This window comes from Blautia sp. HCP3S3_H10_2 (assembly GCF_052122375.1).
Taxonomy (GTDB): domain Bacteria; phylum Bacillota; class Clostridia; order Lachnospirales; family Lachnospiraceae; genus Blautia_A.
Map to the genome: position 1 here is coordinate 163,223 of NZ_JBQKCL010000001.1, position 15,126 is coordinate 178,348.

The window sequence follows — 15,126 nt, forward strand, 5'->3', positions numbered from 1 at the left end:
TATGCAGGAAAAAATCGGAAACGTAACATTAGACTATGAGTTTTACCCAGGCAGGGATCTGTATAGTGACGGACCTGTGGAAGAGGAGCTTCTGGAAATTGCGAAGAATTATAGAGAAGAAGAGATGAACCAGGTAATTGCCAGCAGAAACAGCTGGCCGGTTCTTTACCATTTTTCCCATATCCGCCAGAACATACTGGAGTGGCTTCCAATCACAAAACAGGATAAGGTATTGGAAATTGGTTCCGGGTGTGGCCCTATTACCGGCGTGCTTGCGAAAAAGGCCGGAAGCGTGACCTGTATCGACCTGTCGAAAATGCGCAGTACCATTAATGCCTACCGGAACCGTGAATGTGACAATGTAAAAATCATGGTCGGCAACTTTCAGGATGTGGAGAGCAGTCTTACGGAAAAATATGACTATATAACGCTGATCGGTGTTTTCGAATACTCCCAGGGATATATAGGTACAGAGGAGCCGTATGTGGAAATGCTCCGCCGCATTGCCCGTCATCTGGCACCAGGAGGCAGGCTTGTAATTGCCATTGAGAATCGTCTGGGCTTAAAATATTGGGCTGGCTGTACAGAGGATCATGTGGGAAAATATTTCGAAGGTCTGGAAAATTACCCGGATACAAAAGGGGTAAGGACTTTTTCACGGAAAGAGCTGTCTGATATTATTGCGCAGGCGGGTGAGTTTAAGACTACTTTCTATTATCCATATCCGGATTATAAATTTCCGATGGTAATTTATTCAGATAAGCGTTTGCCGAAAAAAGGGGAACTGAAGGACGATTTCTGCAACTTCGACAGAGCCAGATTACATTTATTTGATGAGGGAAAAGTATATGATTCCTTGACGGATGCTGCGCTTTTCCAGGAATTTTCCAACTCATTTCTGGTTCTTGTGGAAAGGAGGGAGAGCTGATGAGTGAGATCATTTTCAGCAAATACTCCAATGAAAGAGACCGCCGTTTCGCTATCCGGACAGATATCCTGGAGGAGAATGGCAGAAGATGGCTTCAGAAAACGCCTTTATATCCGGAAGGAAAGGAGCATATAAAGAATATGCTCCTGTGGAACCAGAAATTAGATGCTTTATATAAGACTGCTCCTTTTGTAAGCAATAAATGTGAAGCTGGGGAGAATTTTATTAAACTGGAATATCTGGAAGAGGGAAACCTGGCGGAATATCTGGACGATCTTCTGGAAAAGGGCAGGGAAGAAGAGACGAAAAAAGTGCTGATGGATTATCTGGAAAAAGTGCAGAAAATCCACAGTCAGAAGCCATTTTCCATGACAGAAGATTTTAAAAAGGTATTCGGAAATGTAAATCTGCCAGAGAATCTGACCTGTGCAGATGTGACGAATATAGACTTGATCTGTGACAATGTACTGCTCACCAGCCCATATACCATTCTGGATTATGAGTGGACTTTTGAATTTCCGGTACCCTGCGAATTTGTTCTTTATCGGATCATCCATTATTATATCCAGACACATAGTGTGAGAAAAGCACTGGATGAAGCTGCTTTATATGAGCAATTTGGGATAACCGGGGAAATGCAGGAGTGCTTTTTCCAGATGGAAAAGGGCTTTCAGGCATATATTACAGGAAAGCATGTGCCCATGAGGGAAATGTATGCAGATATGACGCCGGGAGTAAATTATGTATCCAAAACAAGTTCCGGTGCAATGCAGGTATTTTTCGGGGAACAAAGAGGCTGTTACCAGGAAAAAAATTCTGTAAAACGTTATATGATCGCTGGAAATGCAAGATGCGAGCTGGAACTGCCAGTAAATTGCAGATTTATCAGACTGGATCCGGGAGATGTGCCTTGTTCGGTACGTCTTGATGAGATTTCCTTTGATGGAAAGCCAGCTTCCTTAAAAGGCGTGGAAACTCCTGACGGTGCGATTTTTGGCTACTGGGCATTTCTGGCACGCCTGGATCCGTGTATTGCAGATATTGCTGTTCCGGAAGGGGCGAAAACCCTTACTGTAAAGCTGGAAATTTATGAAGAGAATGTGGATATGCTCAACCATGTCCGTGTTCTTGAGCATAAGAATCACAGTATCCTGCAGAAAGTGGGAAACAGGGCGAAAAAAGCAGTCCGCCGCATAAAAAATGCTTCGGAAGGCTCGAAAAAGAAAGGAAATTAGAATGAGTCAAATGGTAATGCTTGTAGAAAAAGAGCGGTTTCTTTTGAATGATGACAGCAAATACATGATTACCGGGAAAATTCCGAAAGAAGCAGAAATAGAGTGCTATATGGATGGCACCCGTCTGACAGCAGAAATCAATACAGCGCCGGTAATGTCTGTGGTTATGCGCGCTGTTGAAGTCCAGAATCCAGGAGGAAAATGGGCAGAAGTGCTGATTACACTGCCAGAAAACCTTGAAAATTATAAAAAACTGGAAGCATATGCGGTAGTTGGAGGCCAGCGTACACTCTGGTACAAAGTAAAGACAGCAGAGCTTCTGAAAAAAAGAGGAAAACCGCAGTTTTTTGTTGACCGTGAAACGGTTCACGAAGAGCAGAAAATGATCGTAGTCACGGGATGGGCAGCAGGTAAGACACAGTTGCAGCTGAAGGTATACGATGAAAACAAAAATCCATTGAAGACCACTGTAAAGTGGACAACAAGAATGGATGTTGCGGAAATGTTCCGGGAGTGTGAAGTGGGAAAAGATTGTGGATTTCACCTCCGTGCAGAAAATATTTCCGGTAAAAAATTATACCTTGTAGTCCAGGATGAAGAAAAAAAGAAAGCGGTTTACAGGATTGGCCTGTCAAAGGTGGAACGTCTTAAAGCAAAGGCTGATATATATAGTAAAAAAGCGGTATCTGTTTTCCGCGTTAACGGAATTTCCTCTGTGTTGCAGAAGTCGGTAAATAAGATCCGGAAAATGAGACAGGGAGACGGGCTTTATCATACCTGGCTGAAAGAGAATCCGCTTACCAAGCAGGAGCTGAAAAGACAGAGACAAGCTGTTTTTAAAGAGGACGTGAAATTCAGTCTTGTAGTTCCCCTGTATAAAACAGAAAAGCATCTTCTGAAAGCCCTGATCGAATCTGTACAGGCGCAGACATACAGCAACTGGGAACTCTGCCTCTCGGATGGAAGCGGAGCTGACTCCCCGATCAGGAAGACGCTGGAGGAATATCAGAAAAAGGACCCAAGGATAAAAGTTGTTTTTAACGACAGACAGCTGCAGATTTCAGAGAATACCAATGCTGCAATCAGAATCGCCACAGGAAATTACATTGCGTTTGCAGATCATGACGATACACTGTCCGAAGAAGCTTTTTACCAGATGGCAATGGAGATTGCATCCCATCCGGAAGCAGAACTTCTTTATTCCGATGAAGATATTATTGACATAAAAGGCCGCCGTTTATATCCGCATTTTAAGTCAGACTATAACCCGGAGCTTCTTTGCTGTGTAAACTATATCTGTCATCTGGTTGTGGTAAAGAAGGACCTTCTGGACAGAACAGGGCTTTTGAGACCTGAGTATAACGGTTCCCAGGACTATGATTTCCTGCTCCGGTGTACAGAGCATACCAAAAGTGAAAACATCCGCCATATTCCGAAAATTCTCTATCATTGGAGAAGTCATGAGGGATCTACAGCGGGAAATCCGGATGATAAGCCATATGCAGTCATTGCCGGTGAAAAGGCTCTGGCAAGACATTATGAGCGGCTTGGAATCAAGGCTTCTGTGGAATATACCGGCTGTCCGGTGGTTTTCAGAACCCATTTTGAAATTCAGGGAGAACCCAAAGTTTCCATTCTGATTCCAAACAAAGATCATACAGAGGATCTGGATAAATGTGTGACCTCCATTATGGAGAAGAGCACCTGGAAAAATATTCAGATCGTGGTCATAGAGAACAACAGTGAAAAGGAAGAGACCTTCCAGTACTATGAAGAGTTGGAAAAGCGCTATCCAAATGTTAAGGTGGTAAAATGGGAAGGACCGTTCAATTATTCTGCAATCAATAATTTTGGCGCGAAATATGCGGATGGAGATTATTTCCTTCTGCTGAACAATGATACAGAGGTGATCACTCCTGACTGGCTGGAGAGTATGTTGGGATATTGCCAGAGAGAAGAGGTAGGGATTGTTGGTGCGAAGCTTCTCTATCCGGACAATACCGTCCAGCATGCCGGAGTTGTGGTTGGAATTGCAGGCTTTGCAGGACATATCCTTACCGGTTATGACCGGAATGCAGTAGGCTATCTGTGGAGGCTTATTACAACCCAGGACGAAAGTGCTGTCACAGGAGCCTGCCTGATGGTAAAAAGAAGTGTTTTTGAAGAATTACGTGGTCTGGACGAGAGCTTTGCCGTGGCATTGAATGACATTGATTTCTGTCTTCGTGCAGGTGCTCTTGGGAAAAAGGTTGTCTTTACGCCGGATGCCTGCCTGTACCACTATGAATCCAAATCCAGGGGACTTGAGAATACACCGGAGAAAAAAGAGCGCTTCCAGAAGGAAGTGGATCATTTCAGGGAGCGTCATGCAGAATTTCTGAAAGCAGGAGATCCTTATTACAATCCGAACCTGAGTATTGTGCGAGGCGATTGTGCTTTTCGGATGGCTTCGGAGAAGAAGGATGAGGTAATCTGAAATAAAATCATTGTTCCAGTAGAAAGACTGGATAATAAAAAACAGACTGGTTTCGAGTAAATTTCGAAATTCAGTCTGTTTTTTTGCTTGAAAACCATTTATGCAATGAAAAACAATTTCTGCAATCTGTATGCTTCGTTTTGCAGTATATTTTGCAGAAAGTATTTTTAATACACTTTAAGACTTAACTACTTTCACGATTCTCCAGATCAGAAGAATCAGCAGAAGTAAAAATAAGCCTGCAATCACAAAATAAGGAATCTGGGTATGGTTATCAGAGTAATCCTTTGCTGCCTGCATGTTCTGCTCGCCTGTCTGGACAGAAGCGGTATCTTCGGCCTGTGCGACCTCCAGGGTTGCAGTGCCCACGGCAGTACCATTAAAAAAATAGGTCCGGCTGATCTCATCGCCATTCTGTGTATCTTCTGTGGTAAGGCTGTCAGCACTGGTTCCAGCAGGAACCACCACATTGCCGCCGGAGATAATGCTGAAATCACTGTCTCCAAGTGAAAGTGTCTGGAACTGGTCGAAACCGTAATTCAAAATAGAAGCTGCGTCAGGTGCAGTCTGTCCGGAGGCACCTTTGAGAACTACACTGATCAGTGTCATGCCACTTCGCTGGGCTGCGCATACCAGTGTACTGCCAGAGGCTTCTGTATAACCCTCTTTGCCGCCGATGCATCCTTCATAGAATCCGGTGCTTCCCGTATCGGTCATGGTGAATTTGCTAGTAAGATTGCGGGCAGCTGCTTTATTCGTAGCTGGTATGGTGTAGCTGGTAGCTGCGGCAATGGTCCGGAAGGATTCATTCTGGATCGCTGCCTGCATGATCAGAGCCATATCGTGTGCTGTGGTGTGCTGATTTTCATCCGGAAGCCCTGTGGGGTTGGTGAAAACGGTATTGGTACAGCCAAGCTCCTGTGCCCGGCTGTTCATCTGCTGTACAAATCCATCAACAGAACCGCCTACATGTTCCGCAATCTGTAAGGCAATATCATTGGCAGAGGCAACCATAATGGCGTAGAGACACTGCTCTACAGTGAAAACCTCGTCAACCTGGGAAGAAATACTGGCTCCTCCGTCTGTGACACCGGAGACTCCGGTAGCGGTCATGGTGACCTGATCGGCAAGCTGGGTATTCTCAAGAGCCAGAAGGCAGGTCATGATCTTAACTGTACTTCCGGGGAAAAGTACCTCATCTGCATTCTTGGAATAAAGAATGGTATTGGTGGAATTTTCCATGACCACGGCTGCTTCAGAAGAAATATCAGAAGCCTGTGGCCATCCGGAAATGGAATTGGTGGATATGGTGCTGACTGCTTCAGCCGCTGTCTGGTCTGCTTCTTCCGCAGATACGGGAATCTGGAAAAGAAGAGAAGCAGAAAGTCCAAATGCCAGTAGGGCTGAAAATATCTTTCGCTTTTTCATAGTATCGTGAACTCCTGTATGAAATTATTATAATTATGAAGGATTGTGGGAGCAGCGCAGCTGCGGAACAATCCGTGGTATCGAGTTCGTGTCAAAAGACCTTTTGACACGAACATCATAATTATAACATATAAGATAGTTTCTCTGTAAAACTAAAAAGTATGATACAGATATCATGATATCCTAAAAATAGATACAATTCAACCTTTCTTTTACACCTTCCTTGCAAAAATGTTTCTCCAATGTTAAAATAGAACATCATAAATGCAAAGGATTTTAATATGAGCGATAAAAACGGATCAGAGGGACGGATCCAGTGGTCTCGTTTCTTCAAAAAATTATCTCCTTATATGATCCAGAAAGGGCTGTTATATCTGAAGCATTATGGCCCGAAAGAATTCTGGATACGGCTTCATGAGCGCTTTGAACCGGAGGAGATTCCTTATGGTCCCTGGTATGCGGCCTATGTGCCAGACCAGACGGTCCTTGACAAACAAAGAAAGAAAAGATTTGCCTATTCACCTCTTATCAGTGTGGTAGTTCCGGCTTACCGTACCCCGGAATTATTTTTAAGACAGATGATCGATTCCCTTGTAGCGCAGACCTATGGGAACTGGGAACTGTGCATTGCCAATGGAAGTCCGGAAGATCAGTCTATGAGAAAGGTGCTGGAAGAATACAGCACGAAAGATAAGAGAATCCGCTGGCAGGAGCTGACAGAGAATAAGGGAATCGCAGAGAATACCAATGCTGCATTTGCTATGGCTAAGGGCGCATTTGTTGGTCTTCTGGATCATGACGACCTTCTTGCACCAAATGCCCTTTATGAGGTGGTAAACGCATTGAACCAGCATGAAGATGCAGATGTGGTCTATACAGATGAGGATAAAGTAACTGCAGAGTTAGATGAGCATTTTCAGCCGCATCTGAAGCCGGATTTCAATATTGACCTGCTTCGTTCCAATAACTATATCTGTCACTTTTTCGTAGCCAGACGTGAGCTGGTGGAAGAAGTGGGAGGATTTCGCAGAGAGTTTGACGGAGCCCAGGACTATGACTTTATTTTCCGCTGTGTGGAAAAAGCCAGGGAAGTGGTGCACGTACCGGAGATTTTGTACCACTGGCGTACCCACAAGGCATCCACGGCAGACAATCCGGCAAGTAAGATGTACGCATTCGAGGCTGGCAAACGCGCCATCGAGGCCCACCTTGAAAGAACAGGGGTAAAGGGCACAGTAAGCCATACACCGGATCTTGGATTTTACAGAGTGAAATATCCGGTGCAGGGACATCCTCTGGTTTCCATTATCATTCCCAATAAGGATGAAAAGGAGACCCTTGAAAAATGTCTGGAATCCATTAAGAAGAATACCTTATATGATAATTATGAAATTATTATTGTGGAAAATAACAGCACCACAGATGAGATCTTTGACTATTACAAAAAGATTTCGACAGATCCCAGAATTCATCTGATCTGTTGGAAAAAGGAATTTAACTATTCTGCTATCAATAACTTTGGCGTGAAAAATGCCCGTGGAGAGTATCTTCTTTTCCTTAATAATGATGTGACAATCATTACCGAAGACTGGATGGGCGAGATGCTGGGCGTATGCCAGAGGAAAGAAGTTGGCGCTGTTGGTGTGAAACTGATCTATCCGGACAATACCATCCAGCATGCAGGCTGCGTGATCGGAATTGGCGGAATTGCAGGCCACATGTTTGTGGACATGCCAGCTGACCGTACCGGATATCTTCACAAAGCGTCGATTTTACAGGATATGAGTGCAGTGACTGCGGCCTGTATGATGATGAAGCGCAGCGCATTTGATAAGGTTGGCGGTTTTACAGAAGAACTGGCTGTTGCATTCAATGATGTGGATCTTTGTCTGAAGACCACGAAAGCAGGATATCTGGTGGTATATGATCCTTATGCGAAATTATACCATATGGAATCCAAGACCCGCGGTGCAGAGAATAACGACGCAAAGGTAAGACGGTTCCAGCGGGAAATCGAATATATGAGAAGTAACTGGATCGACATTCTGAAAAAAGGTGATCCGAATTATAATAAGAATTTGTCCCTGACGAAATGGAATTATTCTTTGAGACCACTTCCGGGCATGACCGGCAAAAATGAGAAGAAAGACTAAGGAGACATTATGCAGGAAGTATCAGTCATTATTCCGAATTATAATGGAGTGGCATATCTGGAAGGCGTACTTTCCAGCCTGGAGCAGCAGGATTTCCAGAATTTCGAGACGATTCTTGTGGATAACGGATCCACAGATGGAAGTGTTGCTTTTGTAATGGGGAATTTTCCATGGGTACACATTGTGGAATTGCCGGATAATTTTGGCTTTTCCAGGGCTGTGAACGAGGGAATCTACGCATCGAGGGCACCTTATGTGCTTCTTTTAAATAATGATACAGAGATAGAAAAAAGCTTTGTAAGGGAAATGCTTGCCTCCATAAAACGGCACAAAAAAGCTTTCTCCTGCAGCGCCAGAATGATACGTTACCATGAGCGGGAGAAGCTGGATGATGCAGGAAATTATTATTGTGCTCTTGGCTGGGCTTTTGCCAGAGGAAAAGGGAAAGATATCCATACTTACGAAAAGGAAGAGCGGATCTTTACCTCATGTGCAGGCGCTGCCATTTACCGTAAGAAAATTTTTGAGCGAATCGGTTATTTTGATGAAGAGCACTTTGCATATCTGGAGGATATTGATGTAGGATACCGTGCCAGAATCTTTGGCTATGAGAACTGGTATGCCCCAAAAGCCCTGGTATATCACGTAGGAAGCGGCACAAGTGGTTCCAGGTACAATCAGTTTAAAACCAGGTATTCTTCCAGAAATAATATTTATCTGATCTACAAAAACATGCCAACACTTCAGATCATTCTGAACCTTCCTTTCCTGATCCTGGGATTTGGGATGAAGATTTTGTTTTTTGCCCAGAAGGGAATGGGAAGAGAGTATGTGGCTGGAATCAAAAATGGTATTCAGATCAGCAGGAAACATAAAAAAGTCAGATTCCATCTTGGAAATCTGGGAAGATATGCCAGAATCCAGCTGGAACTGTGGTGGAATATGTTTTACAGGTTTTTTGCCTGATAAAATTTATTAATTTTTCACATTTGATGTATGAATAATTGGTTGCAATTCTGTTTTATCTATTATAAGATAGAGAAAGTCACAGAATGAATGGCTGCTATTCATGATAAATGGATGGAAGCTATGGGTTACAGGGCGAAATTCTGTCCGTAACAGCTGTGAAGAAGGCAGAGGTGGCAGAGATTGATTAGAGACAATCAGAAGAATTTCAGTCGGCTCCATGTTGTTGTAGATGCCTGTGTAATTACAATATCTTATTTCTTTGCCTGGGCACTGAGGTTTATCGGACCGTTTGCGGCAAGCGCAGTGCGTGCGAGAAGTTTTGAGCAGTATATGTCTGCGCTGGTTTTTATTTTGCCGGCATATATTTTGCTGTATCATGCGTTTTCCTTGTATGAGCCTATGCGGATGCAGGGAAGACGTCTTGTATTGTCCAATATTGTCAAGGCGAATTCCCTTGGCATTCTGATCACTACATTTATTTTATATACCATTGAAGAGGGCGATATTTCCCGTTCTGTGCTGTATATGTTCTATGGTATCTGCATTGTTGCAAGCTGGGGAGCCAGAATGCTTATTTTCTATGGCCTCCGTAAGATGCGGAAGAAGGGATTGAATCAGAAACAGGTAGTTCTGGTGGGATACAGCCGTGCGGCAGAAGAATACATCGACCGCATTCTGCAGAATCCCCAGTGGGGATATGTGGTGAGAGGAATTCTGGATGACAATGTTGCTTCTGGTACTATGTACAAAGGAATCAAAGTGATCGGAAGAATTGCCAATCTGAACGTAATCCTGCCTGAGAGCAGACTGGATGAGATTGCGATTACACTGGGCTTAAGTGAGTATTACCGACTGGAAGAGATCGTAGCACTTTGTGAGAAATCAGGAGTGCATACAAAGTTTATTCCAGATTATAATAAAATTATTCCGACGAAACCATATACAGAAGATATTCTGGGACTTCCGGTGATCAATATACGCTATGTCCCGTTAAGTAATACTTTTAATTTTATGGTAAAAAGAGTGATGGATATTTTGGGTTCTATCATCGGGATCATAGTGGCATCTCCGGTTATGCTGGTGATGTGTATCCTGATCAAGCTGACTTCCCCGGGGCCGCTGATCTATCGTCAGGAGCGTGTGGGACTGCATAACCAGACTTTCTGGATGTATAAGTTCCGTTCTATGGAGATCCAGCCGGAAGCAGAAGAGAAGAAAGCATGGACTGTGAAGAATGACCCCAGAGTTACCGGAATCGGGAAATTTATGCGGCGGACAAGTATTGATGAGCTTCCGCAGTTGTTTAACATCCTAAAGGGAGATATGAGCCTGGTAGGCCCAAGACCGGAGCGCCCGTTTTTTGTGGAAAAATTCCGCGAGGAGATTCCAAGATATATGGTAAAGCATCAGGTGCGTCCTGGTCTGACCGGATGGGCACAGGTAAACGGATACCGAGGTGATACCTCCATCCGTAAGAGAATCGAATATGATCTCTATTATATTGAAAACTGGAGTGTGGGACTGGATATAAAGATCATGTTTATGACAATCTTTAAAGGATTTGTAAACAAGAATGCGTATTGAGAAAGGAAAGAAAAATGGCAAGACCTGGTAGAAAAAAGAGGACTGCTTTGTTTATTCTGGAAATTATCTGTCTGCTGGTATTTATCGGCGGTCTGTATGTATATGGACAGATAGATTCCAGACTGAACAAGATTGAGACACCACAGTTGGATGAAAGTAAGATCGTTACAAATGTAACTGCTCCGCAGATGTCTGGATACACCACTTATGCACTGTTTGCGATAGACCAGCGTTCTAAGAATGCTGCGCTTGATGCCCAGAACAGTGATACCATTATTATTGCAAGTATTAATAATGATACCAAAGAAGTGAAGCTGGCTTCTATTTACAGAGATACTTTGCTTGATATTGGAAATGACACCTATACCAAAGCAAATGCAGCTTATGCTTATGGCGGCCCGGAGCAGGCAATTTCTATGCTGAATACGATGCTGGATCTGAATATTACAGATTATGTAACAGTTAACTTTAATGCGATGGTGTCAGCAGTGGATGCTCTTGGTGGACTTGACCTGCCTCTTTCTTATGCAGAAATGGTATTTATGAATGATTATTGTATAGAGACTTCAGAAGAAACCGGTAAGAGCTATACACCTGTAACACTTCCAGATCCGAAACCTGCAAATGAAGAAGAGACACTTGGAGAGTATCATCTGAACGGAGTACAGGTCGTATCCTACTGCCGTATCCGTTACACTGCAAGTATGGATATGGGACGTACAGAGCGTCAGCGCCGGGTTATCGGCCTGATGGTAGACAAGGCGAAATCAGCCGGGCTGACTACGATCTTTAATATTATGGACGAGGTATTCCCGATGATTTCCACATCTGTCAGCAAGACAGAGCTTCTCAACCTGATTCCGAATCTGATGGGGTATAATATCAGCGATACTACCGGTTTCCCATCCAAGTATAAATTTGCAGATGTTAAAAAAGCAAGTATGGTAGTTGCCGATACCCTTGAAGAGAATGTAAAAGAGCTTCACAAGTTCCTCTACGGCGCAGATGAGAATTACCAGCCGTCCCAGAACATTGTAGACGCAAATGCCAAGATCATTGAACTGGTAGGTGGTGCTGATACACTGGTAGATCAGGCTCCGCTGGCAAGTAATGAAGCTGGTTCCTCAGATGAGATCGTATGGCAGGGCGATGGAAGCGGAAATTACGATTATAATGACTATAGTGGAAGCAATTCTGGCAGTGATTATAGTGGCAATGATTACAGTGGTGGAAGTGACTACGACAGCGGAAATGATTATAATGGCGGAAACGATTATGACAGTGGTAATGACTACAACGATGGAAGCAATTCCGACAGTGGAAGCGATTATGATAGCGGTGCTGATTATGACAATGGCGGCTATGACGGAAGCGGGGATGATGGTTCATCAGATTCCGGTTTTGACGATGGAAGCGGATATGAATAAAATGGTAACTGTTCAGAACCGGGCGTTTTGAAGCTTGGTGATGAACGGTCGTATAAATGAAGGGGAACCATTCGAAAGGAAGCGGTTCCCCTTTTTAATCAATGATTGGCTGGAAAATGATTGGGTTTGAAATAGGAACCACACTTTGTAATAAGGGGCGATAGAATAGAATGGAAACTGTTGATATCATTATTCCCGCATATCATCCGGGAACAGAATTTGAAAAACTGCTGGAATCACTTTGCAGACAAAGCTATGAGGTGACAAAAATTCTTGTGATGAATACGGAAAAGAAATTCTGGAATCCAGAATGGGAGGCAAAATTTCCGAAAGTAGAGGTAACCCATCTTAGCAAAGCAGAATTTGACCACGGCGGTACAAGACGGGCTGGCGCAGAGCTGTCAGACGCCGATATTATGGTGTTTATGACACAGGATGCAGTTCCGGCAGACGAAAACCTGATCCGGAATCTGATCCGCCCATTACAGGAAGATCCCAAAGTGGGAGCTGCCTATGCCAGACAGCTGCCAAGAGAAGATTGTGCTTACCTGGAAAAGTACACCAGATCCTTTAATTATCCGGCACAGTCATCTGTAAAGTGGGAAAAAGATACAGGTGTATATGGAATCAAAACTTATTTCTGCTCGAATGTGTGCGCTGCATATAAAAAGAGCATTTATGAAGAAGTTGGTGGCTTTGTAAATAAGGCTATTTTTAACGAAGACATGATTTATGCGGGGACTATGGCAAAACAGGGATATGGAATCGCATATGCGGCAGATGCCTGTGTGATTCATTCCCACAATTATTCCTGCAGGCAGCAGTTTCACCGGAACTTTGACCTGGGAGTTTCCCAGGCAGACCATCCGGAAATTTTTCAGGGAATACCTTCAGAAGGGGAAGGACTGCGCCTTGTGAAGAAAAGCTTTGCCTATTTGTTAAAAACCGGGCATGTATGGCTGATCCCCAAACTGATCGGACAAAGCGGTTTTAAATATATAGGGTATTTTCTTGGAAAAAGATATCAGAAGCTTTCCAAAGGTATGATTCTATTTTGCACGATGAACCCGGAATACTGGAAAAAATAATCTTTTTTACGGCAGACAGGTTTCGAAATAAACGGTATCAGTGCGTCACCTTTTCTTAAAGAATCTATCACAATTTCAACACAATTGCTTGGTAAACTGATATCATACAAGAAAAGTAAATGAACAGTAAGGAAACAGAAGGGAGCCATAACATGAGTGATGAATGGAATTGGGGGCAGGATCCAAAGGAGACGGATGATGCAGCCCAGCAGTCAGCCCCCGAAGAGGATTTGAATGAGAATGTGACCTATCACTACAAATATACAAGCAGTAGGAATGGTGGGAATACCGGAAATCCAGATAATGGGAATTATTATGCTTCTGGCAGGAATTATCAGAATACATCGGGGAATACCACTGGAGATACAGCTGGAAGCAATATAGGAAATGAAGCTGGAGAACCATCTTCTGAACCTAAATATGCACATTACCAGGTGGATGAACAGGAGAAAAAACCAGAGGAAGAACCAAAACGCAGACATCACAGACACCAGACAGATGGGAAGCCAGAGTCAGGCTTTGGAAAAAAGGCAGGTAATACTATTACCCTGGCAGTACTTTTCGGACTGGTTGCAGGACTTGTATTCCAGGCCGTGAATGTAGTGTCAGATAAATATTTTAAGAAAGAGACGCCGGCTACAGTTGGGACTGCGGAGACGCTTACCTCTTCTGTTGCAGCTGGAGATACCGGGGAGAGCACTACAGATAGCAGTGCCAGTGACAGCACCAGTGCTGACGTAGTTGCGAATACGAAAGGGCCTGTAGCTGGTGTTGCCCAGGCGGCAATGCCCTCTGTTGTAGCGATTACTTCTGTAAGCATGCAGGAAATCCGCAGCTTTTTCGGATACGGAATGGAATATCCAAGCACAGGAAGTGGATCTGGCATCATTGTGGGTGAGAATGATGATGAGCTTTTGATCGCTACCAATAATCACGTAGTAGAAGGAGCCACTACTCTGAGCGTCTGCTTCATTGGAAGTGATGTAGTGAATGCGGAGCAGGAAACAGAAAATTATGTGAATGGAAATGGTGACCTGAACATTGACGGTGCCGTTTCTGCTAAGATAAAGGGAACAGATGAAGATACAGACCTTGCAGTGATCGCAGTTGAAAAGAGCGACATTCCACAGGAAACCATGGATCAGATCAAAATTGCCCAGCTTGGCAATTCTGATGATCTTGCAGTTGGGGAGCAGGTGGTTGCCATTGGAAATGCACTGGGCTATGGCCAGACCGTAACATCAGGATGGGTAAGTGCCCTTGAACGTACCGTCCAGTCTGATTCCAATACCTATGAAGACCTGATTCAGACAGATGCAGCGATTAACCCTGGAAACAGTGGCGGTGCACTTCTGAACATGCAGGGAGAACTGATCGGTATTAACTGTGCGAAAATTGCTTCAAGCAGTGTGGAAGGTACCGGATACGCGATTCCTATTTCCAAGGCACAGCCAATCCTGGAAGAGCTTATGAACCGGAAGACCAGGGATAAGGTTTCGGATGAATCACAGGTAGGATACCTGGGAATCAAATTTGCAGACCTTTCCAGAGAGGCCATTCAGATGTATAATATGCCGTCTGGTGCGTTTGTTATGTATGTGGCTCCAGGGGAAGCTGCTGATATAGCTGGAATCCGGAAAAGTGATATCATTACCAAGCTGGATGGGCAGAAGGTTTCCAGTAAGGCTGATATTAATGACAAGCTTCAGTATTATTCAGCAGGAGAAGAAATTGAGATTCAGGTTGCCCGTTTAAATGACGGAGAATATGAGGAAGAAACTGTAAATGTTACTTTAAGCGCAAGGCCAGATAGTAACCAGTGATAAAAGGGAGCGGAT

General features: G+C 43.9%; 10 protein-coding genes. 9 read left to right on the forward strand and 1 reads right to left on the reverse strand.

The window, feature by feature from the left end:
- Position 1 precedes the first annotated feature (1 nt).
- Genes ACTQWB_RS00780 through ACTQWB_RS00790 form a run of 3 tightly spaced genes read left to right on the forward strand, consistent with a single transcriptional unit; the run spans position 2 to position 4,639 of the window.
- On the forward strand, positions 2-928 hold the full coding sequence (locus ACTQWB_RS00780; protein WP_441499899.1) for a class I SAM-dependent DNA methyltransferase: 927 nt from the start codon (positions 2-4) through the stop codon (positions 926-928).
- Entirely contained in the window at positions 928-2,163 is a 1,236-nt protein-coding gene (locus ACTQWB_RS00785) for a hypothetical protein (protein WP_441499900.1), read from the forward strand. The genes ACTQWB_RS00780 and ACTQWB_RS00785 overlap by 1 nt, the downstream gene beginning before the upstream one ends.
- A gap of 1 nt (position 2,164) precedes the next feature.
- Positions 2,165-4,639, forward strand: coding sequence for a glycosyltransferase family 2 protein (locus ACTQWB_RS00790; RefSeq protein WP_441499901.1), 2,475 nt, complete (start codon positions 2,165-2,167; stop codon positions 4,637-4,639).
- Between the two features lie 177 nt (positions 4,640-4,816).
- On the opposite strand, the gene ACTQWB_RS00795 is transcribed toward ACTQWB_RS00790, so the two are convergent.
- A complete protein-coding gene (locus ACTQWB_RS00795) occupies positions 4,817-6,067 on the reverse strand; it encodes a D-alanyl-D-alanine carboxypeptidase family protein (RefSeq protein ID WP_441499902.1) in 1,251 nt (416 codons plus the stop codon).
- A 281-nt stretch (positions 6,068-6,348) separates the two neighbouring features.
- Between ACTQWB_RS00795 and ACTQWB_RS00800 the strand changes: the two genes are divergently transcribed.
- From ACTQWB_RS00800 to ACTQWB_RS00825, 6 genes are all read left to right on the forward strand, one after another.
- On the forward strand, positions 6,349-8,220 hold the full coding sequence (locus ACTQWB_RS00800; RefSeq protein WP_441499903.1) for a glycosyltransferase family 2 protein: 1,872 nt from the start codon (positions 6,349-6,351) through the stop codon (positions 8,218-8,220).
- A gap of 9 nt (positions 8,221-8,229) precedes the next feature.
- Positions 8,230-9,186: a glycosyltransferase family 2 protein gene (locus ACTQWB_RS00805; RefSeq protein ID WP_441499904.1), complete on the forward strand. Its 957-nt coding sequence runs from the start codon at positions 8,230-8,232 to the stop codon at positions 9,184-9,186.
- Positions 9,187-9,369: 183 nt separating this feature from the next.
- Positions 9,370-10,773, forward strand: coding sequence for an undecaprenyl-phosphate glucose phosphotransferase (locus tag ACTQWB_RS00810; RefSeq protein ID WP_441499905.1), 1,404 nt, complete (start codon positions 9,370-9,372; stop codon positions 10,771-10,773).
- A gap of 14 nt (positions 10,774-10,787) precedes the next feature.
- Positions 10,788-12,200 carry an LCP family glycopolymer transferase gene (locus tag ACTQWB_RS00815; RefSeq protein ID WP_441499906.1) on the forward strand — a complete coding sequence of 471 codons (1,413 nt, stop codon included), beginning with the start codon at positions 10,788-10,790 and terminating at the stop codon, positions 12,198-12,200.
- Positions 12,201-12,370: 170 nt separating this feature from the next.
- Positions 12,371-13,288, forward strand: a complete 918-nt coding sequence (locus ACTQWB_RS00820; protein WP_441499907.1) for a glycosyltransferase — start codon at positions 12,371-12,373, stop codon at positions 13,286-13,288.
- Positions 13,289-13,440: 152 nt separating this feature from the next.
- On the forward strand, positions 13,441-15,111 hold the full coding sequence (locus ACTQWB_RS00825; protein WP_441499908.1) for a S1C family serine protease: 1,671 nt from the start codon (positions 13,441-13,443) through the stop codon (positions 15,109-15,111).
- Positions 15,112-15,126: the final 15 nt, after the last annotated feature.

What these genes read in the sequence shown, in the direction of transcription:
- ACTQWB_RS00800 (WP_441499903.1), top strand. Translation starts at nt 6,349, where the DNA reads ATGAGCGATAAAAACGGATCAGAGGGACGGATCCAGTGGTCTCGTTTC.
- ACTQWB_RS00805 (WP_441499904.1), top strand. Translation starts at nt 8,230, where the DNA reads ATGCAGGAAGTATCAGTCATTATTCCGAATTATAATGGAGTGGCATAT.
- ACTQWB_RS00795 (WP_441499902.1), bottom strand. Translation starts at nt 6,067, where the DNA reads ATGAAAAAGCGAAAGATATTTTCAGCCCTACTGGCATTTGGACTTTCT.
- ACTQWB_RS00780 (WP_441499899.1), top strand. Translation starts at nt 2, where the DNA reads ATGCAGGAAAAAATCGGAAACGTAACATTAGACTATGAGTTTTACCCA.
- ACTQWB_RS00790 (WP_441499901.1), top strand. Translation starts at nt 2,165, where the DNA reads ATGAGTCAAATGGTAATGCTTGTAGAAAAAGAGCGGTTTCTTTTGAAT.
- ACTQWB_RS00825 (WP_441499908.1), top strand. Translation starts at nt 13,441, where the DNA reads ATGAGTGATGAATGGAATTGGGGGCAGGATCCAAAGGAGACGGATGAT.
- ACTQWB_RS00820 (WP_441499907.1), top strand. Translation starts at nt 12,371, where the DNA reads ATGGAAACTGTTGATATCATTATTCCCGCATATCATCCGGGAACAGAA.
- ACTQWB_RS00785 (WP_441499900.1), top strand. Translation starts at nt 928, where the DNA reads ATGAGTGAGATCATTTTCAGCAAATACTCCAATGAAAGAGACCGCCGT.
- ACTQWB_RS00815 (WP_441499906.1), top strand. Translation starts at nt 10,788, where the DNA reads ATGGCAAGACCTGGTAGAAAAAAGAGGACTGCTTTGTTTATTCTGGAA.